21 protein-coding genes are annotated in these 25,161 nt (G+C 61.6%); 16 read left to right on the forward strand and 5 right to left on the reverse strand.

All coding sequences use genetic code 11. From position 1 onward, the window contains the following. Positions 1-23: 23 nt before the first annotated feature. The 5 genes from PJK54_RS11825 to PJK54_RS11845 all read right to left on the reverse strand — a co-directional run bounded on the left by PJK54_RS11825 (position 24) and on the right by PJK54_RS11845 (position 3,730). Complete coding sequence (locus tag PJK54_RS11825; RefSeq protein ID WP_271302933.1) at positions 24-317, reverse strand: hypothetical protein; 294 nt, start codon at positions 315-317, stop codon at positions 24-26. A gap of 11 nt (positions 318-328) precedes the next feature. Beyond that, positions 329-643, reverse strand: a complete 315-nt coding sequence (locus PJK54_RS11830) for a hypothetical protein (RefSeq protein ID WP_271302934.1) — start codon at positions 641-643, stop codon at positions 329-331. A gap of 961 nt (positions 644-1,604) precedes the next feature. Then, positions 1,605-2,432 carry a hypothetical protein gene (locus PJK54_RS11835; RefSeq protein WP_271302935.1) on the reverse strand — a complete coding sequence of 276 codons (828 nt, stop codon included), beginning with the start codon at positions 2,430-2,432 and terminating at the stop codon, positions 1,605-1,607. A 235-nt stretch (positions 2,433-2,667) separates the two neighbouring features. After that, positions 2,668-3,219, reverse strand: coding sequence for a YfbU family protein (locus tag PJK54_RS11840; RefSeq protein ID WP_271302936.1), 552 nt, complete (start codon positions 3,217-3,219; stop codon positions 2,668-2,670). A gap of 7 nt (positions 3,220-3,226) precedes the next feature. Beyond that, a complete protein-coding gene (locus tag PJK54_RS11845; RefSeq protein WP_271302937.1) occupies positions 3,227-3,730 on the reverse strand; it encodes a hypothetical protein in 504 nt (167 codons plus the stop codon). Between the two features lie 137 nt (positions 3,731-3,867). On the opposite strand from PJK54_RS11845, the gene PJK54_RS11850 reads away from it, so the two are divergent. The 16 genes from PJK54_RS11850 (at position 3,868) to PJK54_RS11925 (ending at position 25,131) form a co-directional block, all read left to right on the forward strand. Beyond that, positions 3,868-4,299: a hypothetical protein gene (locus PJK54_RS11850; protein WP_271302938.1), complete on the forward strand. Its 432-nt coding sequence runs from the start codon at positions 3,868-3,870 to the stop codon at positions 4,297-4,299. An 80-nt stretch (positions 4,300-4,379) separates the two neighbouring features. After that, positions 4,380-4,862, forward strand: coding sequence for a hypothetical protein (locus tag PJK54_RS11855; protein ID WP_271302939.1), 483 nt, complete (start codon positions 4,380-4,382; stop codon positions 4,860-4,862). Further along, positions 4,859-6,706 (forward strand): phage terminase large subunit, encoded by a 1,848-nt coding sequence (gene terL / locus PJK54_RS11860; protein WP_271302940.1) that lies wholly within the window; start codon positions 4,859-4,861, stop codon positions 6,704-6,706. Before PJK54_RS11855 ends, terL begins: the two co-directional genes overlap by 4 nt. Before the next feature lie 71 nt (positions 6,707-6,777). Continuing rightward, positions 6,778-8,916, forward strand: coding sequence for a portal protein (locus PJK54_RS11865; protein ID WP_271302941.1), 2,139 nt, complete (start codon positions 6,778-6,780; stop codon positions 8,914-8,916). Then, positions 8,897-9,970 carry a hypothetical protein gene (locus PJK54_RS11870; protein ID WP_271302942.1) on the forward strand — a complete coding sequence of 358 codons (1,074 nt, stop codon included), beginning with the start codon at positions 8,897-8,899 and terminating at the stop codon, positions 9,968-9,970. The genes PJK54_RS11865 and PJK54_RS11870 overlap by 20 nt, the downstream gene beginning before the upstream one ends. After that, the gene (locus PJK54_RS11875) at positions 9,970-10,245 is read left to right on the forward strand and encodes a Gp49 family protein (RefSeq protein ID WP_271302943.1); all 276 of its coding nucleotides are present in this window, start codon (positions 9,970-9,972) and stop codon (positions 10,243-10,245) included. Before PJK54_RS11870 ends, PJK54_RS11875 begins: the two co-directional genes overlap by 1 nt. Beyond that, entirely contained in the window at positions 10,242-10,646 is a 405-nt protein-coding gene (locus PJK54_RS11880; protein ID WP_271302944.1) for a hypothetical protein, read from the forward strand. Before PJK54_RS11875 ends, PJK54_RS11880 begins: the two co-directional genes overlap by 4 nt. Positions 10,647-10,802: 156 nt before the next feature. After that, positions 10,803-11,930 carry a N4-gp56 family major capsid protein gene (locus tag PJK54_RS11885; RefSeq protein WP_271302945.1) on the forward strand — a complete coding sequence of 376 codons (1,128 nt, stop codon included), beginning with the start codon at positions 10,803-10,805 and terminating at the stop codon, positions 11,928-11,930. Positions 11,931-11,991: 61 nt separating this feature from the next. Then, positions 11,992-12,399 carry a hypothetical protein gene (locus tag PJK54_RS11890; protein ID WP_271302946.1) on the forward strand — a complete coding sequence of 136 codons (408 nt, stop codon included), beginning with the start codon at positions 11,992-11,994 and terminating at the stop codon, positions 12,397-12,399. A 3-nt stretch (positions 12,400-12,402) separates the two neighbouring features. Next, positions 12,403-13,050 (forward strand): phage adaptor protein, encoded by a 648-nt coding sequence (locus PJK54_RS11895; RefSeq protein ID WP_271302947.1) that lies wholly within the window; start codon positions 12,403-12,405, stop codon positions 13,048-13,050. Continuing rightward, entirely contained in the window at positions 13,050-13,667 is a 618-nt protein-coding gene (locus PJK54_RS11900) for a hypothetical protein (RefSeq protein WP_271302948.1), read from the forward strand. Before PJK54_RS11895 ends, PJK54_RS11900 begins: the two co-directional genes overlap by 1 nt. Further along, complete coding sequence (locus PJK54_RS11905; protein WP_271302949.1) at positions 13,667-14,101, forward strand: hypothetical protein; 435 nt, start codon at positions 13,667-13,669, stop codon at positions 14,099-14,101. The genes PJK54_RS11900 and PJK54_RS11905 overlap by 1 nt, the downstream gene beginning before the upstream one ends. Continuing rightward, the gene (locus PJK54_RS11910; RefSeq protein ID WP_271302950.1) at positions 14,094-14,732 is read left to right on the forward strand and encodes a hypothetical protein; all 639 of its coding nucleotides are present in this window, start codon (positions 14,094-14,096) and stop codon (positions 14,730-14,732) included. Before PJK54_RS11905 ends, PJK54_RS11910 begins: the two co-directional genes overlap by 8 nt. 9 nt (positions 14,733-14,741) lie before the next feature. Then, positions 14,742-15,272 carry a hypothetical protein gene (locus PJK54_RS11915; protein WP_141392750.1) on the forward strand — a complete coding sequence of 177 codons (531 nt, stop codon included), beginning with the start codon at positions 14,742-14,744 and terminating at the stop codon, positions 15,270-15,272. Between the two features lie 10 nt (positions 15,273-15,282). After that, entirely contained in the window at positions 15,283-17,841 is a 2,559-nt protein-coding gene (locus PJK54_RS11920) for a transglycosylase SLT domain-containing protein (protein ID WP_271302951.1), read from the forward strand. Positions 17,842-17,874: 33 nt separating this feature from the next. Further along, positions 17,875-25,131: a hypothetical protein gene (locus PJK54_RS11925; RefSeq protein WP_271302952.1), complete on the forward strand. Its 7,257-nt coding sequence runs from the start codon at positions 17,875-17,877 to the stop codon at positions 25,129-25,131. Positions 25,132-25,161: the final 30 nt, after the last annotated feature.

Genomic DNA, 25,161 nt, shown 5'->3' on the forward strand with positions numbered 1-25,161 from the left:
GCCCCGTTAGACGATGGTGGCGGCTACTGGCGCCAGGCCGGCGGGTAGTAGCGCCAACGCAGCTGCATGCTATCGCGTTCAAGACGCTCGTAGCCGACCAGCTTCTTGGCGATCAGCAGCATGATCGATAGCAGGCAGCCGGCGAACACTGCAGCGGCCATGCCGGTGATGGTACCGCTGAACATGCCGACCAACATCGTGGTCGAGATGAAGTCCACGGCCGCGTCATAGCCCAGCACGCGGCGGATGTTGAGCTTGATCATCAGCACGAACAGGGCTGAGGCAGCAGCGATCGAGATCATCAGGAAAGGTCCCATGGTCAGCCTCCTCAGAATTGGGCCAGGGCGCGGCGCTGGACGGCGTTCTCGCGCGGGGTGATGTCACGGGCCTGCTCGAAGCGGCGCTCCTCCTCGGCCTTCTGGCGGGCTTTCTCGTCGGCACGCTTGCGGGAGAAGGTCAGGATGACGCGGGTGATGTTGGCGAACAGATAGGCGTTGCCGGCGGACGCCAGGGCGATGACCAGCAGCGTCAGGGGGTGGGCCACGGTCAGGCAGGCAGCGATCAGGCCAGCGAGGGCGATCAGGCGCAGGGCGAAGGCCAGCAGGCTGCGGCCGGTGAGGATGTCGAGGATCAGGTTGATCATGGTCAAGGCTCCGGTTGAGTCACGGGATGTGACATGGGCCTCACGCACTGGCCCTGACGGAGTCAGGGCCTTCACGTTTGTTACTCGACATTTTTCCGCTGTCCCGGATTGAAAAAAACTGGGACAGCTGAGGGCCATTTGGCGCGAGGCCAGCAGTGGCGCGGGCTACAGGGCGATGGCGGGTTTCGCTGTCCCAGTTGTGGGTTCAATGTGCGAAAACTGGGACAGAGGCCACGGGCCGCTCAACCATGCGGGTTCCAGACCTTTCTGTCCCAGTTGTCCCAGTTTTACTTAAACTATTTAAGTTAGTGATTGCATAAAAAGGGCAATAATAGGCCCTCTATAGCGTATAAAAAGCACTGTATAGAGGTGCGGAAATAGGGAGAAATTGGACCAACTGGGCCACGATTTTGTAAGCCATTGAAACGCCTGCCGAAAACGCTGTCCCGGATTGAGGGCCAGTTTTTGCGTTGACTGGCCATCCGGGACAGAAGGCCATTTTAACGCTGACCTGCTTAGTTGCTCCCTGCCCGTCAATAGGCAATCCGCTATCGATGTTCTCGACCCCATTACTTCTTTCTATTACTGCTACCTTTGTCGGAGTCTGTTAGCCGCGACAGGCAAGAAAAAACTAATATGCTCGGATTTTCGTGCGTCGCATTCAGGGCATTCACGGAGCTTACCGATGAAGGAATGGGCACGGATCAGCACCCTTTGCCCTGGTCCTCGGTCCTGAGTCGTGTCCCAGCGGTCACGTTGCGGGGATCAGCGGCCGATTGGCCACGGTCCTTGGTCCTCGGACGGGGGGGTGGGGGGGCCTCGAAAGTAGGTTCATCGGCGAGGGGCCGGGGTGGGGGGTCGCGGAACTCGGAAAAGGGGGAAGGGCCCCCCGTTGACGGGCAACGGGGGAGGGGGAGTACAAGGTATTTTCTGGCTAAAACTTTGTAATAGTTATTTGTTTTTAGTTATAGTTTCTCTTCATATATGTTATCACTTTTTTAAATTCTCCATTTTCTATCATTTTTTTGTACTCTGAAGATATATGTTTTAAACAGTTGTCTTTGCACTTGAAGCCATTCAAAGACATGTTTTTGGCGTAATAAATATATGGTGCCGGGTTATAAAAACTTACTGTCTCGTTCGCTTCTTTCGCTTGGTTTGTTAAGATGTGCCATGTTATCACAGATTCAAAAGTGTTATACTGGTCGTAGTATGAGGTCATATTTTTGTATAAGTCTTTCTTGAACTGCATAAACCCAACACACCTTGTTAACGATATTTTCCTATGATTTACCCTATGTTCTTGGCAAAATAAATCTGCTCTTTTTCCTGGTTTGATACTATTGTTGTTGAAAAAAGCATTTTCTTTTTTCATTGTTACGATTACGGCGCTGTTGTTATATTTATCCACGATTTTATATTGGTTAGAATTGCTTTTAAAAGATTCTTCGAACCTGCCAGAGAGTATAACCCAGTCACTACGTTGTGTGCTCTCATCGTAACCGTCTTTGCCTGTATAGTCAGATGGATATTTAATTTTATAGTTGCTGGATATATATTCTTTGATTGCAATGTTAGGACCGTCTTTCATTAGTTCACTGGCCCCTAAGGCCAAAAATATTTTTCTTTCATTATTATCTAAAAAAACTTTGTTTTTATCTATTGTCCTATTGCTGATTTTTGGCTCTAGATAGTGAGCTTGCGCATAAATATCGTAAGGATTATTTGCTTGTGTACTAAAGCTTAGAGAAGTAAAAAGGCCGAGAGTTGCTAGTTTTATAAATCGCATGAAATTTGGTGTGTCATTTGAATGTAACCTGCAATTGTACATTAGCAGGTTTTATTGTTCAAATGATATGTAATTGCAGCTTGGTTATGATAAAGGGTACACATTTTTTTGAGGGGATTTTAACGACATACTATAAGTTTTGACACCCTAGACTTGGTCTTGAGAGTTAGATTCTCGTATAGGAGCATACCCCCTGTTGCCGCGTAACAGGGGGATGACTTAGACCCAATACCTATCAAGCTTTTAATAATTCTATGAAGTTTTTCTCGCTCAACTCTTCGTTATAAGTTACTAAGTTACTGTTCGGTATATTCTCGAAAATTTTAAGCATCCTCCTGTATCTTGATAAAGTATCCCATTGGGAGACTAGGTAACGTCCCTTGAATTGAGTAAAGCGTTCTAATTCTTCAATAATAAATCTAGTTGCAGTGATATATTCACCTTCATTCATGCTGCTAAAGCCAATAAATTCGGCTTCAATTGGTTTTATTTCATTATTAATAAGGATTTTATGGGTTTTTTCTGTACCAAGTTTTTTCTGTTTGTTCTCGATCGAAGACCACATATCAAGAATGTCAAAGAGCTCACGTATGTACTCGGGTGGCTCATTATTGCTGAATTCTATCCCCGGGAATCTCCAAGGTATAGCCCAAGTGTTATTGCTGAAAATTGCTTCTTTAATAAAGTTTGGATCTAGTTCATAACTAGCTATGTTTGCATTTTTTTGACTGTTATAAAGATCTGCGAGCATCAGCACAATTAGCTTTTGTTCGTCACTAAATTTCATATTTCACCTATGCATTATCAATATGATCGTTTTGCTTTTCTAATAAAGGCTTGAATTCAGTTAATGTCAGATATATCTTTGAACCTAATGACTTAATTTCACTAGGCGAGCTAGCATCACTAAGCTTAGTGCTAGTTGAGTACATTTCTTCAATAACATCTCTGATTTCATCTTTAAGTTGCCCTGGAAGTAACCTCTCTTTGCTGACTATTTTTTGCCTATAGCTTTCTAATTGTCCTGTAATATCTTGAGTGCTATAACCTTTCAAACGCCTTAAATCACAATGAGGGCCTATGTCAGTTAGACTTCTAATAAGAATTTCTGTCTCTGCTATAATTTCGGATAAGGTGCTGATTGTTCTGTGGTTGCGAATTCTACCCAAAAGTTTAGTCGATTCGTCGGCAGATTTTTTTGATACTATTGCTTTTCTCCAGCTTACAATAGCTGAAATAATAGAAATAATTGATCCTATTAAGCTTAATATTGTTATTGGGTCTTTGTACCATGGCATTATTTTCATCCTTGTGAAAAATAATTTTATTCAGGTATCGACTGTGTTTTTGATCACATTATCACGAATGTATCATATACGATAATGCACGTTCACACCTAGACTCGTCATAGGCCCAACGTACTAGGACCCTTATCATGAAACGACTGATCCTCGCCGCCGCCACGGCCCTGTGCCTCGCCCCCACGGCCCATGCGGCCAACGGAGTCCCGGACGACGTGGCCATGAAGATGTACCAGGACTATGCCAACTGCCACGACATGGTCCGGCTTATCTCAGGCGATACCTATCGCGGCTATGTAGCCCCCGGATACGACCTCGATGCCCTCCAGAATGAAGTCAGTCGCCGACTGACCCACTATTGGAACCGGCTGCCACGCGACAAGCAGAGTGTCGAAATCCCTAACACGGCGGCCCGCGAACTGTTCTCCGAAGCCAAAAACCCCGATATCGTGTCGGTGGATGCCATCAATGGCCTTCCATCCGCCATCGAGTACATGGAATCGGCCGTCGAGCGTGAACTTGGGGCGTGTCATTACCTGGCCTTCAATACCGAACTACTCGAGTAGTAAAAAATCTGCCTGCTTCACAAGCGTTAATCTTTTGGCCCATACTATAAGCATTGCTTATTACCGTAGGGCCACCCTCCATGGACATTGATCAGATTCGCCATACGGCAGGCGTCCTCGGCCTGGCGTCCCTTGACCCCCAGGAAGCGACCTTCGTGCAGCACCTCCTGCGTGGGGTCCCCCTCATGCCGGCGGCCAAGGCCAGCGGCATCAAACCCGCGAAAATCCCCGAAGTGCAGGCGCGCCCCCACGTCGCCGGCACCTTGTCCTACCTGCGCGACCTCTACATGGCGTCTCACGTCGAGGTGAACCGCGACATGCTCAACATGATGCTGATGGAGTCCCACGCCAAGGCGGCCACGGCCACCGAGGAAATCATGGCCATCCGCGAGCTGGGCAAGATGAACGGCTGCTACGAGCCTGAGAAGCGCGAAGTCAGCATCAATGCCGAGGTCACCTACGAGAAGGTCTGCGAGATGGACACCGACGAGCTGGTGCGCCTGGCTGGCTCCGATGACCTGGAGCCCGACGTCGAGGACGCCGAGTTCGAGGAGGTCCAATGAATTGCACCGGCTGCGCGATGGACCTGCCCAACTACATGATGGATGAGAAGGGCCGCTGCCCGAGTTGCAAGACGACCTATGACCTGATCAAGCGCAGCATTGAACGGGGGGAGCCTGCCAATGGCCCGGAACAGCTTGTCGAGGAAGCTTGGAAGGAAGTCACTGCTGAACGCGAAGCGAAACGGCCGGCGGAAGCGGCAGCCACGGCAGAAGCCATTGGCCGTCTCCGCGAGCACCATGAGGTGGAATCGGCCCGAAAGGAGCGAGTGAAGGCCGCTGCCCCCGCCCTGGAAGCCCGGTATGAGGAAGTGGCCGAGGAAACCCGTGCCAAGGAGCAGGAGGCCACCGAAGCCCGCCAGCTGGCCCGCCAGGAGCTGGCCCGACGTGCCCTGGCCCGCAAGCACCTGCTGCCCTATGTCCGCTACCAGAATCCGGCGTACCAGGCCGGATGGGTCCATAAGGATATCTGCCGCCGGCTGGAGCGGTTTTCGCGTCAGGTGGCCGAGCAGAAGTCCCCACGTCTGATGCTGTTCATGCCCCCGCGTCATGGGAAGTCATTGCTGGCCTCGCAGAACTTCCCCGCCTGGCACCTGGGCAACTACCCCAAGCACGACATCATCACCGCGTCCTACTCCGCGTCGCTGGCCACGGACTTCTCCAAGAAGATTCGCGCCCAGCTCCAGGACAAGCGCTACGGGCAGATTTTCCCCAAGCAGGGGCTCGATGCCGAGAACCGCAACGCGGAAGGCTGGATGACCCGTGGCGGGGGCATGTTCGTGCCGGCCGGTGTCGGCGGCCCCATCACGGGCCGGGGTGCCCACATCCTGACCATCGATGACCCGGTGAAGAACCGCGAGGAGGCCGAGTCGGCCACCACCCGGACCTCGATCAAGGACTGGTACACCTCGACCGCCTACACCCGCCTGGCGCCCGGTGGCGGCATCCTGATCATCCTGACCCGCTGGCACGATGACGACCTCGCCGGCTGGTTGCTGGAGCAGGAGGCCAACGGGCAGGGCGACAGCTGGGAGGTCATCCGCTATCCGGCCATTGCCACCGAGGATGAAGCCTTCCGCAAGGAGGGGGAGCCCCTGCACCCTGACCGTTACCCGATCGAGGCCCTGACGCGCATCAAGAATGCCGTGGGTGTCCGTGACTGGCAGGCGCTCTACCAGCAGGACCCTGTGGCCGAGGACGGTGACTACTTCAAGCTGCCCGATTTCCGCTACTACACGCCCACCGAGCGGCCCGACCTCGACGACCTCACGGTCTACGCGGCCTGGGACTTCGCCATCGGCACCAAGGAACACAACGACTACACCGTCGGCATCGTGGTGGGCATCGACCGCGCGCTCAACGTGTGGGTGCTGGACATGTACCGGGGGCACTGGGGCTCGCTCGAGATCGTCGATCAGATGTTCGCCTGCTATGACCGCTGGCGACCGGCCATCATGGGCGCGGAGCGTGGGCAGATCGAACTGGCCCTGGGACCGCTGATCAACGAGCAGAAGCGTCAGCGCCGCAAGATGGGCATGCGCATCGAGCCCCTGAAGCCGGGCAAGCGCGACAAGCAGGTGCGTGCCAGTCCGGTGCGCGGCCTGATCGAGATGCACCGGGTCTTCTTCCCGCGCTCCGCGCCCTGGCTCGATGACCTGGTGACCGAGCTGTTGCGCTTCCCCAACGGCAAGCACGATGACCAGGTGGATGCGCTGGCGTGGATCGGGCAGATGATCGAGCAGTTCAACCCGCGCCCGGTGATCACCCCCAAACCGAAGAAGTCCTGGCGCGACAAGCTCGAACAGTATGTGGTCAGCGGCACCAAGGGCAGTGCCATGTCGTCTTGATACGATAATAAGCACTGCTTATACTCAACCAAGCCTATCCCGCATCACTACTGAGCCGACGCCTTATGTCCATGGACGATTCCCAGATTACCCGCACGCAATGGCACCGTTACGTCCGCGCCCGAGATGCGGGGCATAAGGAGTATGTCGAGGAGGCGCGGAAATTCGACGCCTTCTACTACGGCGAGCAGTGGTCCGAGGCCGATCGCCGCGTGCTCGAGGAGGCCGGCCGCCCGGCGCTGACCATCAATCACATCCTGCCGGCGGTCAACACGGTGCTGGGCGAGCAGGCGGCCAACCGGGCCGATATCCGCTTCAAGCCGCGCCGCAAGGCCGACGCCGACCGCGCGATGATGCTCCAGAAGCTGGTGCAGTACATCCTCGACGACCAGAAATACGACTGGAAGGAGTCCGAGGTCTTTGCCGACGGCCTGATCAACGATCGCGGCTACTTCGACGTGCGCATCGACTTCGACCACAACGCCTTCGGGGAAGTGAAGATCGACGTCGAGGACCCGGCCGACATCATCCCGGACCCCGACGCCAAGTCCTACGATCCCGAGGAGTGGAAGGAGGTGTTCAAGACCCGCTGGACCTCGATCGACGACATCGAGGTCGAGTACGGGAAGGAGAAGGCCGACGCCATTCGCGCACACGCCGAGCTGGCCGATCACGACGACACCCTCGATTGCTACCGTTTCCAGACCACGTTCGGGGACACCCGCAGTGTGGCAGGGCAGCACGGCAACGAGGACCGCACCATCCGCTCGGTGCGTATCGTCGAACGCCAGTGGCGTAGACCGCACAAGGCGAAGGTATTCGTCGGCGCGCGCGGGGACATCCGCCCGGTGCCCGATGCGTGGACGGATGATCGTGCGGCCGCGTTCGCCCAAGACAATCAGTTGCAGATCATCGACAAGACGATCATGAAGATTCGCTGGACGGTGACAGCGGGCAACCAGGTGCTGCACGACGACTGGTCCCCGTATACGCGGTTCACTATCGTGCCGTTCTTCCCGTATTACCGTCGCGGCCGACCGTTCGGCATGGTGCGCAACCTGATCAGCCCGCAGGAGCAGCACAACAAGCTGTCCTCCCAGGAGCTGCATATCGTCAACACCACGGCCAACTCGGGCTGGATGGTCGAGGAAGGGTCACTGGCCGACGGCATGTCGGTCAACGACCTGGAGCGTGAGGGCGCGAAAACCGGCCTGGTGCTGCGCTACAACCCCGGCACCACCGCACCGAGCAAGATTCAGCCCAACCAGATTCCCACCGGCATCGACCGCCTGTCGATGAAGTCGCAGGCATCCATCCGCGACATTTCCGGCATCCACGACGCCATGCAGGGCAACGCCAGCGCGGAGATGTCCGGGCGCGCGTTGCAGTCGCAGATTTCCCGGGGCCAGGTCCAGGTACAGAAGCCCCTCGACAACCTCGCGCGCACCCGCCACATGATCGCCCAGGTGATCCTCTCGCTGGTGCAGGAGTATTACACCGAGGAACGGGTCCTGTTCATATCCAACGACCTGGACCCGAATGCCGAGGACGAGGAGCTGGTGATCAACCAGAAGACCGCCGAAGGCATCCACAACGACATCACTCTGGGCGAGTACGGCATCGTTGTCACCCAGCAGCCGGCTACCGACACCTTCCGGGACAGCCAGTTCAACGAGGCCATGCAGCTGGCCTCTGCCGGGGTGCCGATTCCGCCGCACGTTCTGGTCGAGTACAGCCACCTGGCCAAGCGCACCGAGATCGCCGACATGCTCAAGCGTCAGCAGGGCATGGCCGAGCCGACCGAGCAGGAAATGCAGATGGCGCAGTTCCAGCAGCAGGCGCAAATCCAGGACATCAAGCTCGAGCTTGGCAAGAAGCAGGCCGCGCTCCAGAAGCTCATGGCCGAAACCGGCCACATCGAGGCGAAGACCGCGTCCGAGGCCGATCCTGCCGCCATCCAGAACCAGATTCGCATCATGGAGCTGCAAGCCGACGTGCAGAAGCACCTGCAGCAGCTCGAGGCCCGTATCCAGCTCTCCGAGCAGTCCCACAAGGCCCAGCAGAAGCGCCAGGAGCAGACCAGCCTGACGCAGATGCGCGGTCAGAACCTCCAGCAGGAAACCCAGATTTCCACCGCCTGGATCAACGCCAACCGCAAGGATGGCGAACAACGCCCCGCGAGGAACGACGATGTCCAGACCGACGAGTAATACCCAGGAACCGGATTACAACCTCGATGCCATGTTCGCCGGGGGTGACCCCCTCGACGATGACGATTTCGGTGACGCCCCGCTCGATCGCGGTGATGACGCCGAGCCGGCGCCGGCCCCGGAGCCCGCGCCGGCCCCTGAACCTGCCCCTGAACCTGCCCCGGAACCCAAGCCGGAGCCCCAGCAGCAAGGCGAACCGGAGCCCAAGCCGGAACCGGAGCCCAAGCCGGAGCCCCAGCAGCAGGCCCAGCCGGAGCCCCAGGTAGACGACAACGGCCTGCGCGTGCCGAAGTACCGCCTGGACCAGGAAGTGGCCAAGCGCCACCGCCTGGAGTCCGAGAAGACCGAGCTGGAGCGCCGTCTGCAGGAAATCCAGCGCCAGAATCAGCCGCAGCCGGACCAGCCGCCGCAGGCACAACAGGAACAGGAACAGGAGCCGCAGCAGCAACCGGGTCCTGATTTCGAGGCCCTGGATGCCCAGTACCACGAAGCGATCCTCGATGGCGACGCGGAGAAGGCCCGCCAGCTGCGCGCCGAGATTCGCCAGGCCGAGCGCGATCAGTGGCTCAACGAGGCCCGTGAGTCCTCCCGTCAGGAAGCGCAGCAGACCACCCAGCAGCAGCGTGTCCAGCAGGAGCTGCAAGCCGAGGCCGAGAAGGTCATCCAGGACTATCCGGTCATGGACCAGACCAAGGAAGGCCACGACCTGGATGTCCTGCGCGAGACGACCGCACTGCGCGACTTCTACATGCAGCAGGGCTATGAGCCCCGCCACGCACTGCGCGAAGCCGCCGATACCGTGGCGCTGCGCTACGGCATCCAGAAGGCCGGCCAGCCAGCTCCGGCACCGGAACCGGCACAGGAACCGGCAGCACCGGCCGAGTCCCAGCCGACCAGCGACCTGGAGCGCAAGACCGAGATGGCCAGCCGCCAGCCGCCGAAAACCCCCGGTTCCCGCAACGACGGGCAATCGGACGTCAACACATTGCCGGAATCCGAGTTCGACAAGCTGTCGGATGAGGACCTGGCCCGTGCCCGTGGGGACTACCTGTAATGGACAAGCAAACGAAGGTCACCGTCGAGCGCATCGATGCGCTGCGCGATCAGCTTGAGCCACATTACTTCGTGCTCAACACCACCACCTACTGCGTGCTGATGCTGCCCAACGGCTACACCGTGGCGGAAGGCATGAGTGCCTGCGTGGACCCGGCTAACTTCAATGCCGAGCTGGGTGAGGTCTACGCGCTCCAGGACGCCATGACCAACGCCATCAAGACGCTTTGGCGCATGGAAGGCTACCGCCTGATGATGGAAATGAACCCGGTATGATGGCCGCGCTCCCGGATGACCTCAAACGCTTCTCGGTCCTGGGCCACCCCCCTGGGGAGGCCCGGATCGAGTTCATCGAGATCGACAAGGACGACGCTCGCCATTTCTCCTACCTGGGGCCCTACGGCATCCTCAGATTCCTGAAACTCACCTTGCTCCCCCGCATGGCAGCACAAGACCAGGCCGAGTTTGCGATCGAGGCGTTGACCAGCGAAGGCTGGATCGAGGTCATTCCGGGGTGTGGCGCCCCGCCCGAGACGATTAGCCTGCGGTTACACCCGGCAGGTATCGCGCATTTCGTCGAGATGGCCGAGATGATGGGCGCACAGCCCATGGCAGAAGTCCTCAAGGAAGATTACCTGGACAAATTGGTTTGCCCATTAGATAAGCACTGCTTATAATCACAGCATCAACCGCGAGATCGTCCCTCGCGTGGCCCACCCGCCGCAAACGGATGTGTTTCGTACAGACCACGACACGGTCTGGGAACCGGCTTAACGACAGCCGTCCGGTTTCCCTACCAAGGCTGTCGATCAGCTTCCAAAGGAGGTGCCCCAATGGCACTGACGAACTTTGCCGCGCTGACCGACGAGCAGAAGACGGTCTGGTCACGCGATCTGTGGCGGGTAGCCCGCAATAACTCCTTCCTGATGCGCTTTGCAGGCAAGGGTGCCAACTCGATGATCACTCGCATCACCGAGCTGACCAAGTCCGAGAAGGGCACCCGCGCGGTCTTCCAGCTGCTCGCCGATCTTGAAGGCGACGGTGTGACCGGGGACAACATGCTCGAAGGCAACGAAGAAGCAATGCGTGCCTTCGATCAGGTCATCGGCCTGGATCAGCTGCGTCACGCCAACCGCCTGGCCGGCCGTCTCGCCGACCAGAAGACGGTCATCAACTTCCGCGAGAACTCCCGCGACGTCCTGGCCTACTGGCTCGGCGATCGTATGGATCAGCTCGGCTTCCAGACGCTGGCAGGCTGGGACTACGCACTGCGCCCGAACGGCTCCGCCCGTCCGGTCAAGGCGACCGGCCAGAACCTGGCTGACCTGGAATTCGCCGATCACGTCACCGCGCCGACTCAGGGCCGCCACCTGCGCGTCTCCAACGGCGGTGCCGACATCACCGAGGACGGGGATACCAGCGCGATCGTAGCTGGCGACCGCCTGTCCTATGCCTCTCTCGTGCTGGCGCAGGCGTATGCCCGCGACAACATGATTCGCGGCATCAAGACCGGCAGCAACGACGAAATCTTCCACGTCTTTGTCAGCCCGACCACCATGGCGCAGCTCAAGCTCGACCCGGACTTCATCGCCAACGTCCGCCATGCGGGTGTGCGCGGTGACAAGAACACCCTGTTCGCGGGCGCCAACAGCGTGATGGTCGATGGCATGGTCATCCACCAGTTCCGCCACTCGCCGAACACCAAGGGCATGGCCGCGTCCTCCAAGTGGGGTTCCGCCGGCAACGTCGATGGCAACCGCGTCCTGATCTGCGGTGCCCAGGCCATGGGGATGGCGGATATCGGCGCACCGTACTGGGTGGAAGAAGGCTTCGACTACGAGAACCAGCACGGTATCTCGATCGGCAAGATGTTCGGTCTGAAGAAGCCGGTCTTCCACTCCGACGTGACCAACCGCAAAGAAGACTTCGGCACCCTGGTGCTGGACGTCGCCAACTCGTAAACGGTTTACCACGGGGCATTGGGGGTCTTTCGGGGCCCCCCTTTTTCAACGAGGACATCTCATGCCTACGAATCTCGTATCCGATATCGACCGGCACGTCTCCACGAAGCAGGGCCATTCGCTCAACTTCAAGGCCGAGGAACCGCGACCCGTCCCAGACATCGCGGTTCAAGCGTGTTTGACCGCTGGCTGCCGCGAAGCGGGTCAGGCGAAGCCGGAGACTCCCAAGACCGATACCAAGGCCGATACCAAGGCCGATACCAAGGCCGATGCCAAGAAGGGCGGCAAGGGGCCGACGGTCGGTGAAATCGCCGCTGCCATGCGCAAGATCATCGATGAGGACAACGCCGACAAGCTGACCTCCGACGGCGCTGTCCGCGTGGATGCCATCGAAGCCGAGCTTGGCCAGGACATCCCGGCGCATCTGCGCGATGCCGCTGCCAAGCAGATCGAAAAAGGCGAGGTGTAAGCCATGCCCATCACCGCCCGCGATGTCATCACCCGCGTCCGTGACACCACCCTGGATAACACCGAGGGCGGTGTCCGGTGGCTGGATGACGAGCTGATCCGCTATATCAACGATGCCTCTCAGGCCATCGTCCAGCTCAAGCCCAGCGCCCACCCGGTCAACACCACGATGCTGATGTCCCCCGGGACGCTCCAGCAGGCCCCGCAGGGGGCAATCGTGGTGATCGACGTGGTGCGCAACGTCAATGGGTCCTCGATCCGACGCATCGACCGTGATGTCCTCGATATCGGCCACCCGGACTGGCACCTCATGAACCAGCAGCCGAGTGTCCGCCACTACATGCTCGAGGCGCATGATCCGACGCGCTTCTACGTGTACCCGCCCTCCGACGGCAGTGGCTCGATCAACCTGATCTATTCGGCCGAGCCGCCGATGGTCAACAGCCTCGATTCCACACTGCCGCTGGCCGCCACCTACCTGAATGCCTACACGGACTACGTGCTGTACCGCGCCTATTCCAAGGACGCGGAATTCGCCGCCAACCGTGAGCAGGCAGGCTGGTACTACCAGGCATTCACCCAGGGCCTGGGCGTGCGTATGCAGACCGAGCGTAATGCCCAAGGGGAAGACCCGACACCCGGAGCACCGTAATGGACATCGCAGCCCTCACACCGGATACCGCCATCCATGTGGTGGGCTGCCCTGAGCCGACCATCTGGGTCGAACTGCGCAGGGCCGCACGCCAATTCTGTCAGGACACAGGCATCTGGAAGGTTCCCTTCCAGGTGTTTGCCGTTCCGGGGTTAGACCGTTACCCCATCGAACCGGAAGGGTCGGCCACGGTGTCCTCCCTGGAGTGGATCGGTCTGGACGGCAAACGGCTCGAAGGCCGGGACAGCGAGGTCATGATGCGCAATCAGGACCCGAATGCCGAGCGCGGTCGCCCGACGCATTACTACTGGGGCCGGGCCGACGACATGGTCCTGGCTCCGGTGCCCGATTCTCAGTACCGGCTCGAGGGCGTCATGACGCTGATCCCTCGCCGGACGGCCCTGGATATCCCGGACTGGCTGGGCGAGCGGTGGGGCGAGGCCCTGGTGGCGCTGGCCGCTGCTTGGCTGCTCACCATCCCCGGCCAGCGCTGGACCGATGCCAACTTCGCCCGCGCCCAGATGGCCCGCTACCAGCAGTACGTGGCCCAGGCCAAGCGCCAGGCCGAAGGGCTGGATCAGCCTGCCACCCGCGTCGTGCGCTACGGGGGCTACTGATGCTGAATACCGTGACCTCTGTTCGTGAGCTTCGCACCCTGTACCCGTTCCTCGAGGAGGGGGTCGAGGCCATCCGGGCCAAAAGCCCCCAGGTGACCGAGATCGCAGCCGATGTCTATGCCGCGATCGCCTCGAACATGGCCGACATGGTGGTCCTGACCGATGGCGACCGCCCCTGGGGCTGGTCGGTCTACCACATCGAGACGGAGTCCACCGGGGACCGTGTGCTGCGGTCGTGGATGTCCTACATCCGCAACGGCGCCCCGAGCGCCATGCTGCGCGACCTGTTGGATGGCATGGATGCGATTGCGGTCAACGCCCGCGCGGATCGGATCAGTTTCACCACGACGCGCCCCGCCTGGGGCCGCAAGCTGGCCCCGGACGGCTACAAGGTCATGTCACTGGTATTCGAAAAGGAGGTGGATCATGGGTAAAGGCAGCTCGCCCAAGAAGCCGGAAGCCACGGCGGAAGAAAAGGAACTCGCCAAGCAGGGTGTCGAGAAGTGGAACCGCTACGCGACCATGTATGCGCCGTTGGAAGACGACATGCTGGCCAACGTGGACCGCTCTACGACCAACCTGCGGCAGGGGCGGGGTAACGCCGACCTCATGCGCGAGGCGTCGAATGATTTCCAGCAGTCGTTCGGCAACGCCAACGTGGCCACCAGCCTGTCCAACCTCAACGCCATCAACTCGGCGCTTAAGGCGGCCGGCGCTTCCAACGCCTCACAGTCCGTGCTGGGGGATCGGCAGCAGCGGGACGGCAATACGCTCGCCGCGATCAACACGGGTCTGGGGATCGCGGGTCAGCAGCAGCAGAGCCTCACCCAGCTGGGCCAGCAGAACAACGCCGCGATGCTCGACACCTACCGGCGCGAGTCGGAAGCGGATATCGCCAAGAGCAATGCCCAGTTCGGCGCCCTCAACTCGCTGGCCACCATGGGCATGGGGAAATACCAGCAGTACACGAACAACAAGGCGCTCCGGCAGAGTCTGTTTGAGAAGACCAACCCCAACGGCTTCACTGACCAGCTCGCAATTCCGGGCGGGTACAACCGCCAGTAAGGAGGCGCCATGAGCACTGTCCCGACAATCTCGCAGAGCGTGAGCCCCAACGACAACGCGGCCAAGGTCCTCAAGGCCCAGTGGGAGCGCTATCGCAACTCCTACACCCCGGTCGAGAACCAGCTGGCCGGGTCGATCGGCGAGGACATGACGCGACCGGCCATGGCCCAGACGCAGGCGGCCAACGACCGCAGCAACGCGGCCAATGCTCGCATGAAATCCCGCTACGGCCTGGCCGATATCAGCGGTGCTCCGGTGGCGGCCAACCAACAGCGCGCCAGCGCCCTGGCGACGTCCGATGCCTATAACACGGCCAACCTGGCGCAGATCGATCGCAACCAGAATATCCGCACCTCGCTGACGGATGTCGGACAACAGTTGGTCGGTCAGGCGACCGGCGGGCTGGTCAATTCCGCCGGCATGGCGTCGTCACGCAACCAGGCATACGAGGCGCAGAAGGCCAGCGCCGATCAGGCGCAGGATGCACAGCAGACGCAGATGCTCGCCACGGCTGCCATGGCCGCCATGATGTTTATGTGAGGAACGAAACATGGATTTGACCGCGATCGAGGCATTGGTGCGTGGTGGCCTGAAGGGCTACAACCTGGGCCAGCAGAACCAGATCGACCCGTACAAGGAAGCCCAGCTCGACATCGCCTCCCGGCAGTGGCAGGAGGGCGCACCCAAGCGCCAGGCGGACCTCGAGTACATGCAGAACGCAGCGGAAACGCAGCGGCTGCAGCTCGACGAGAAGAAGCGCCAGCTGGCCACCGAACAATTCTACCGCTTCGATCAGCTCCAGACCGAGGCTGGTGGCGTCCTGCCCGCGCTCAAGACCGAGCCCGGCCGCCGGATGTTCCTGGACGCCTACAACAACAACCCCGTGCGCGAACGCATGGGGCTCCAACAGGTCGATGACCTGGACTACGTGGACGAGTCCAATTTCGCTGAATTCGGCATGGATGAAGCTACCTTCCGCCAGCTCCAGCAGGAGCATGGCAGCACCGGCATGCTGATCCCGCTGGCCCACGACGCGGACGGCAACCTTACCCCGCTGCCGGATGCGGATGGTGATGGGGTGGAGGTCTATGGCGCCGAGTGGGCCCGCGACAATCTGCGCACGTTGTTCGACAGCTCCGGTAGCCTTGCCACCCAGTTCCAGAATCTGCAGGGCCCGACGCCCGGAATGGGCGCGTCTACCACGGTCACCCGTAACGGTGGTGCCAACCCGCTGGCCGTACCTCCGCAGGCCGGTGGCCAGCCGCAGGGCCAGTCGCAGGGCCAGCCGTCCATCGGCCGTCTTGGGATTCCTGCCGAGCCGGAAGCGCCCGCGAAACCCGTGCCGCCGATCTGGGAACGCTGGGGCAGTGATAAGTCCGAGGAGGAATCCACGGGCGGATTCCGACGCAATGGCCTCGATGTCGAGTACACCGGGGACGACAACGTCATCCAGAATGCCTACAGCGCGGTCACCGATACCGTGGGCAAGGCGCGAGACAAGCTGGCGTCCTTCGCCGAGAAGGGGGTCGAGCAGATCGTCGGCACCGAGAACCTGAATGCCGGCAACGAACGTCTGGCCAACCTTGGCGCCGAGATCGATCGTACCTGGAACCGCATGATCGGGGCCGAGAGCAACGGCGAGCAGTTCGATAGCCAAGGCAAACCGCTGCGCTCCCCGAAAGGTGCAACCGGCATCGCCCAGGTGATGCCGGCCACCGCAAAGGAAGTCGCCGAGAAGAATGGCATCCCCTGGGATCGTGAAAGGTACGAGAACGACGCGGACTACAACATGCGGCTGGGGCGCGCCTACTACGACGAGCAGGTCGAAACGTATGGCGACCCGATCATGGCGGCAGCGGCCTATAACGCCGGCCCCGGGATGGTGAACGACTGGGTCAATGGCACCAACCACACCGGCCGCAACAGCTCCAAGCTCAAGCTCGGGGACCCGCGCAGCGCCGACGTCGATGTCACGGAGTGGATCAACAAGATTCCGTACAAGGAAACCCGCAACTACGTGGCCAAGACCACGGATGCCGGACTCCGGGCCACGGCCAAGGGCGACCCGATTGCCCGCCGCGTGGTGGACGGCAAGGGCATCGGCCCCGGACAGGCCAAGCGTGTCATCTCCCGCACCGCCACGATGGACGCCCTGGCAGATTCCTCGTCGGACCAGGAAATGACCGCTGCGATGAGCGGGATGGTGAATTCCCTGACCCCGAATGGTGCCTCGGCGACCTACTCGGTCAATTCCGGCACAGGGCGCCCGACGCATGCCCAGATCGCTCAGGCGGTACGTCTGCGAGCCGCTGGCTGGCTGGATGATGCGCAGTTCAAGCGTTACGTGGACACCGGGGTCGTTTCGGCCGATGCGGTCCAGCTGATTGGTGCCGCCATGCAGCAATCCTCGGCGCTGGCCTCCAACGATATCGCCCAGCAGCAGCAGACAGCACGCACCTTGATCACCGAGCAGGGCAAGACACTCCGCGAGGGCATCAAGGCACGCGCTGACGCGAAGGGTGACCAACAGGACGTGGCCGGTACCATCGAGACAATCACCGATACCGTGACGGATCAGTATGCGGCGATGGGCATCGAGGAAGAAGGGATCGAAACCTTGCTACCCAAAATGCGCACCGATATCCGCAATGCGTATGACATGTTCCCGAGTGGCCTCCAGGGCACCGACTGGAACAACCAGGCCGTGGCCAACGGCTACGTGCGCCTGCAGCAGCTCAGTCAGCAGTTGCAGACCAGCAATGACTGGATTCCCGACTCACTGGAGCGTGCGTTCAAGGACAACGAGCATCTGGAGAAAGACCCGGCGGCCCTGTTCCTGGCAGCGCAGAACCCGGAAATCTTCAAGACGGTCGAAGGCGCTGCGCAGTACGACGCTGCCCGGAAGCGCTACAAAGCCGCCATGAACGGGCAGCAGCTCTACCAGTTTGCGGATGATCCGAGGGCCCGCACTGAGGTGCTGTTGCAGGTGGACAAACGCCTGCGTGAGGAGGGCACCAATTTCAGTGACGAGGTCCGCCGCGACCAGATTCTCGGAGAAGAGATCGGCAAGCTCAAAGCCGCGCTAGGCCAGGGCGGCGCAGGTCGTTAAGATAAGCACAGCTTATAAATAGAGAGGCGCCCAATGGCCTATGAAACCCTGATCCGCGACGAGCTGGCCCGCCGCAATGCACAACCTCAATACTCGCTCGAGACTCAGCGCCCGGACGCACAGTTCGGGGGCACCCAGCATGCCCCCCTGTCTTTCGGGCGCAGTTTCTCGGGCGGTGTGCAGGAGTTCAAGGGCGGGATCAAGTTTGCCGGTGCGATGCTCCAGGACATGTTCGGCGAGGCTGATCAGGCGCTGATCGATTCGGCCCTGCGCGACATGCGAGAGGGGCAGGACATCGCGGCTGGGGCTCCGACGTTCCATGACGTGCTGGACTCCGGCACGCCCGGCGTATTGCGCGATTGGGCCGTCACCACCCTGGGGCGTCTTGGCCCGGATATCATCGAGGGGATGGCCTCGGCCACGATCGGCGCGGCCCTCGGTGCCGCTGCCGCAGGTCCGGTGGGCGCTGCCGGCGGTGCAGCGGAAGGTCTGGCCATGCGCACCACCATGAAGACCATGCTGACCAAGGAGCTGCGCGACTCCCTGGAGCGCGTGGCCAAAGGCCGTGGCACCGGACTCGACCAGAACATCCTCGACAACACGCTGCGCGCCACCATGGCCCAGCGGGGCGCCCTGTACGCGGCCACCGCCGGGGGCTATCCGCGCTCGGCCGGCGAAGCCTACCGCGAGTCGCATGAAGCAGGCGATCCGTCCCCTTGGGGCGCAGCCGCCATCGGCGGCGGCATGGCAGCCCTCGATGCTGTCGCGGCCAATCAGGCATTCGAGGTAGTCGGTGGGCTGTTCAAGCAGTCCGGCCGCTTAGGGACTGATCTTGCCCGGCAAGCCCCCTCATTGCTGGCCCAGACGGGCCGCAAGGTCGGGAAAGCCACCGTGGCGGAAGGCGGCACCGAGGCGGCGCAGGAGGAGCTGTTGATCCAGTTCCGTGACTACCTGCAACCCGGCTATGCCAGTACCGAGGAAGCGAGCCATCGCCGGGTCGAGTCCGCCGCTGCCGGTGCCCTGGCGGGTGCCGCGCGCGGTACCGCGATCGATGCCCCGATCGGTATGCTCCAGGGCGCTGGCCGCAATGTGGTGGAAGGGCGCTCACCGATGGATGACGGCACCACACCGCCCACTGATGGCACGCCCGGCGGCCCGACACCGGACGCGGGCCCGTCGTTGCGTGAGCGCGCCGACGCCTTCGCCTCCCGCTTCGATCCGGTGGTGGATGATCGTGGCTATGTGGTCAACACCCGCCGCCCGCAGCCGGAGCCCCAGCCGCAGCCGCAGCCGGAGCCCCAGGCACAGCCGGAGGCCGCCCCGGATGATGCCGGTATCGTGATGCCGGAAGGCCAGGCGGATGTCGATGCCCAGTTCCGTGCGGCCATGGACCCGAGCAATCCCAAGCGGGGCGTCGAGGTCAACAGTGCGTCACCGGCCCCGACAGGACTGGCTGACGCCAAAGACGTGTACTCCGCACGCACGCGCAATGGCACCTTCTACACCCGTGACGCCGAGCTGGCCCAGCGGGTCGAGCAGGAGGGTGGCAGCGACGCCATGATGGCCGAGGCCCTGGGGTATGGTCGTTCCAAGCAGGACATCGCCCCCAATCGCGCGATGGCCGCTGCCGTGCGTGACGAGAACAACGCCGTCATCCACTCCGAGGTCATCGACCGCGATGATCAGTCGGCCGCAGCCGAGCGCCTGAAAGGCTATGGCGGGCGTGTTGAATTCACCAGCCTGGAACAGCACCTGGCTGACCGTGAGGCGCGGGCCAATGCCCGCAAGACCACTCAACGCCGCTTTGATCTGCGCAACGGTCCCGCTCGCCAGCCGGCCCAGCCGGCACCGCGTCAGGACTTCATCCCGGAACCGGAGCAGCCGCAAGCCCAGCCGGCACCGCGTCAGGACTTCATCCCGGAACCGGAGCAGCCGCAAGCCCAGCCGGCCCCGCGTCAGGACTTCACCCCGGAACCGGAGCAGCCGCAGGCCCAGCCGGCCCCGCGTCAGGACTTCACCCCGGAACCGGAGCAGCCGCAGGCCCAGCCGGCCCCGCGTCAGGACTTCACCCCGGAACCGGAGCAGCCGCAGGGCCAACCGGCACCGCGTCAGGACTTCACCCCGGAACCGGAGCAGCCGCAGGGCCAACCGGCACCGGCTCGCAAGTTCGATCTGCGCAACGGACCCGCTCGCCAGCAGGCCCAGCCGGCCCCGCGCCAGGACTTCACCCCTGAGCCCGCCCAACCGCAGGCACAACCGGCCCCGCGTCAGGACTTCACCCCGGAACCGGAGCAGCCGCAGGCCCAGCCGGCACCGGCTCGCAAGTTCGATCTGCGCAACGGACCAGCCCGCCAGCCGGCGCAACCGGCACCGCGTCAGGACTTCACCCCGGAACCGGAGCAGCCGCAGGCCCAGCCGGCGCCGCGCCAGGACTTCAACCCGGCGGTCGGTTCCGAGCCCCGCGACATGAAGCTCACCGGCCGTGAGCGTCCCGCCAGCCGAGAGGATTTCCAGGACCCGGACCTGGCGCAGGATGAATCGGATGCTCGCCTCGATCAGGCGGTCAATGACATCTTCCTCGACCGTCAGGGGGTGGACCGCGACGCGGATGGCCGCGCACTGGTGTATGACGTCTTCACCCCGGAGCCCCAGGGCACACGCCCGGTCACCGCGATGGCTGAAGGTGCCATGATCGACGAGGTCAATCCTGGGGCAGGCCGCAGCGCCGGTATCCAGACCCGGCCGCAACAGCTCGACCCGACCGCCCTGACGCGCCGCGACAAGGGCTATGACATGCGTGCCCGCAGTGCGCCAGTCCAGAACCTCGGCTGGCGCCCCGTGACCGAGAACATGGCCACCACCCTGATCACCACACCGCAAGGGGATCAGCATCTGGTGCCGACCTCGATGGTGAAGCAGGCACAGGAACTACAGCAGCGCTTCCCCAACGATGAATTTACGTTCGCCAACAAGCGCGAGAACGGTGCGGAGCACTACGCTCTGGTCCGCCGCCGTGATCCGACCGAGGCCGAGCGGGATTCCGCGTTCCATGCCCAGGATGGCACGGTGCAGGGCACCACCGAACGGGTGATGAATGCCCTCGATCGCGGCCGTTGGACCGGGCGTGAGGAGCCGCGCAACGACAATGCCAAGCGGTACACACTGCGCATGACTGGCCCGAATGGCCAGTCGATCTGGGTCAACCCCAGGGTGCTGGCTGCCGCCGGCATGGACGTTTCCCAGGGGCTCGGGGGTAACACCACCGCACAGCGCTCCCGGACTGGCCTGGCCACCGCGCTGGCCGTGCTGGATGACAGTGGTTACCGCATCGCGGCCTGGGCACCGAACACCGAGGCATCGCCGGCCCTGCAGCAGGCGACCAGCTTCGTGCAGTTCAAGAATATCTATGGCCTGCCATTCTCGGTCATGGGGCCACGCATCTCGGAAATCCGGCTGCGTGATTCGGACGCGATCACTGAGCAACAGCGTGTGCTGTTGCTGTCGCATCTGTCCGCGATTCCGACGCGCCGCAACAAGGAAGGCAACCTGGCCTGGACTCAGGACACGCTCAAGCGGTTCCGTCGCTCCCGCAAGATGCTGCACGACCAGGGCATCACCATGCCGTCCGAGTATGAGCAGAACGAAGCGGGGGACATCCTGTTGGCTCCGGGCCTGCATGGCGCCATCGAGATCGTGACCGATACCGACATCGCCTGGCCGTCGGATCAGGCGCGAGCCCTGTGGGAGGACATGAACGCCGATCAGCGCACCGCCCTGATCCATGAGTACGGTGACGCGGTCAGCCTGGTACAGCTCGACACTGTGATTGATGGCCCGATCGACCATGTCCCCAACGATGTGATCGCCGCACTCAACGAGCAGGCCAAGCACGAATGGTTCCTGGCCGAGCAGGAAGGCGGGGTGGACACCCGCGAGCGCAAGATCGAAAGCCGGGGCTCCACTGAGGGGCCGCGCGAGACACGCCGCCTCAAGGAAACCAGCCACGACACCTTCGTAGACGAGAGCCTGCCGACCTGGGTCGCGGACGCAACCAACCTGGCCCGTCGGGTGACCAACCTGCGCCAGCGGGTCGTGGTGGCCACCGACACCACCACGATGGAAGACCTCAACCAGGCCATGAGCGAGAACGGGCACCTCCACATGGAGCGCACCCCGGCGATCCGGCAGAGCCTCGAGGATACGTTGGCAGGCAAGCGTAGCGCCGCCGGCACGACCATCCATGTCGGGGATACCTCGGTCATCTTCCTGCGCAGCCTCACCGACGCCAACGGCCGCCCCCGCACGGACGCCATGGCAATGGTGATGACGCACGAGCTGGGCCATGTGGCCTACCGCGATCACCTCAACACGCTGATCAAGGACAAGCGCCGCTTCAACACCCTGTACCGCGCCTATGAGAAGGACCGCCGCGAAGGGCTGGTGAAGCAGTACGAGGACCCGAAAACCGGCTTCGAGGAATGGGTCGCTGACCGCTACTCCAGCTGGATGCACCGCCGCGTGCGCAGCAACCAGGCCGTGGTGGCCAAGGCCGGCGCCTTCGCCGAGCTTCGCACCAAGCTGCGCGGGTTGTTTGACGGTGTGAAACGCCAGATGTCGGCATTGGTGAAGAAGGGCGAGATGGCGCTGCCGACCCGGATGAAAGGCAACAAGACCGCTGACAACTTCTTTGACACGTTGGCCCGCACGGGCGAGCTGCAGGAACGGATCATGCGCTTGGAGCGAGAGACGACTGTCGGTCGGAACCGCTTTAATGCGGACGTTCACGCCGAGCTTCGCAACGCTCGCCGCGAGCTGCATACCCTGCGCAAACAAGGCTGGGACAGCGCGGGCGTTGAGGCCAGCCGCGAGCAGTTTGAAGCGGCGATGGACACTGCACGCAACGCCCTACAGCGGCGCGATGCCCAACAGGCGGCGCGTGACGCCCAGAAGACCGGACGTGAGCGCAATGCTGCCGTCCGCGAGGCCCTGTTGCGCACTGAGCAGCAGCAAGACTGGCTGGCCGGGCTGATCAATGATGGCCAGCGTCCGCCGCGTACCGACAACATCCCGCCGGCCGACCTCGATGGCCTCGAGATCGTTCGCCAGATGGCCCAGCGTGCCCGCGAACGTGGGCAGCAGGCCCGTCGTATGCCGACTGTGCCCGAACAGCCAGGGCTCCCGGTCGGTGACCCGGTGAGCGAAAGCGTCGCGGATATCATGGCCGAGAACGCTGGCAACAGCTGGTTTACGCGAAGCCAGAAGTGGGTCGATGAACGCTCGCCGCGCTTCCTCAAGACCGGAGCCCGTGCCCTGCGCGATATCGTCTACACCGATGACAGCCGCCTGCGGCAGATGGGGCCGCGCGGGGCCCGCATCGCCAGCATGTTCTGGAGCGCTCCAGGCACTCGCCGCGATTCCACTACCGCCGGCTATATGAACCGCCGCGAATCCGAGACGGCCAACTGGCTGCGCAAGTTCGATCAGGCGATCCCGGACAACGAGCGCCGTGCCGAGCAGGTCATGGCCCTGGTGCAGCGCGAGGTCCCCCGCGACCAGCTACCCCAGGATGCCTTGCCGCTGTTCGACCTGATGACCGAGTTGGGCCAGCACCTGGAAACCCATGTGAACGGCTTCAACAGCAAGAGCGTCTACGGGACGCGCGTCTATAACGTCTCCGAGATGATGGCGCGGCCCGAGGAGTTCAAAGCGTTGATCATGAAGGCCGACAGCAGCATCGACACGGCGTCGGCTGACAGCATCTTCATGGCCATCACCCAGCAGGGCGGCCAGGTCGAATTGCAGACAGCGGATCAGGCCGGCGCCGGGCCAGGGCTCAATGCCAAGGCCGCGCGCGTCCTGACCAACGTCAGCAACGCCGACCTTCAGGCGGGCAAGTTCCTGGAGACACCCAAATCCTCCTTTGTCATGCACATCCGCTCGGCCATCCACCGTGCCGAGTTCGAGCGGGCCTTCGGTGCCGAGCGTGACGGCAAGGCCGTGGTCGAGGACCTGGAATACCGTCGCTCGCAGGGGCAGCCGATCGATGAAGATTACCTGGCCAAACTCAAGCACCGCGTCGAAACCAGCCAGGACCCGGTCATGGTCTATGACCCGGCAGCCAAGGTGAAGAACGAGATCGACCAGCTGGACGGTCAGGACAAGGCTCTGGCGCGTGAGATCGTCGAGAACTACATGGGCCGCAGCAACCGCCTGTTCGGCAAGCAGCTCCCGCCCAAGGTCGGACGCGCCTTGTCGGCGGTCGGGGCCTACGTGTACATGACCACGTTGGGGCTGGCCTCGATTTCCCAGGTTACCGACCTCGGGACCACCGCGATGCGCATGCAAAGCACGTCGGCGTTCAAGGACCTGTACCAGACGCTGACCAAGTTCACCCGCGAGGAGCGCACGGAACTGGCCCGCCGCGTCGGCACCGTGCAATCGCAGATGACCATGGACGCGCTGCATAACAGCTACGGTAACGACTTCATGACACCGGAAGTCCGCTGGGCCACGGACGTGTTCTTCAAGATCACCGGCTTGCAGGCCATCACGGACCACAACCGGGCGCTTGCTACCCAGATGGGGCTCGGGTTCATCACCCGTGCCACGCGACTGGCCAATGAGGGGGACGCCACGGCGATCCGCCAGCTACAGGACCTGGGGCTGACGCCCCAGGATGTCAGCGCCTTCTATAGCGAGGGGCAGAATTTCGAGACACCTGCCGGCGAGAAACTGCGCCAGGGGCTGTTTGCCTTCGTGGATGAATCCATCCTGCGCCCGAACGCGGCCATGCGTCCTGGCTGGGCATCCAATCCATGGTTCTCGCTGTTCTGGCAGCTCAAGTCCTTCGCCTGGGGCGGCAAGAAAATCTTCATCGATGGGGTGGCACGGGAATACACCCAGCGCCGTCGGGAAGGGCAGACCATCCTGGCCTCGACGGCCGGTGCTCAGGTCGGGATCGCCATGGGTCTGCCGCTGGCCTTCGCCGCTGTCATGCTGCGCGATATGGCCAAGGAAGGGTTGAACAGTACCTTCGATGATGACGAATACGACTGGCGTGCCTTCGACACCGATTGGTCTTCCGGTGGCGGTATCACCGAGCTGGTCGATCGCGCGGGGCTTCTGGGGCCGTTATCCCTGGCCGTGGGAGCGTACAGCGGCATGGATTATGGGCGCCCCATTGGCGTCTCGCTTGCAGGGCCGGCGGCCGAACGGGCCTACAGCCTTGTCCAGGGGGAGTATGGCCGAGTGGCGCGGGATTCCGTCCCGTTGCTTGGCCTGGTCCTATAACACCGGCTACAATATAAGCACTGCTTATCG

Origin of the sequence: Cobetia sp. MMG027 (assembly GCF_027947415.1) — a bacterium.
Classification (GTDB): domain Bacteria; phylum Pseudomonadota; class Gammaproteobacteria; order Pseudomonadales; family Halomonadaceae; genus Cobetia; species Cobetia marina.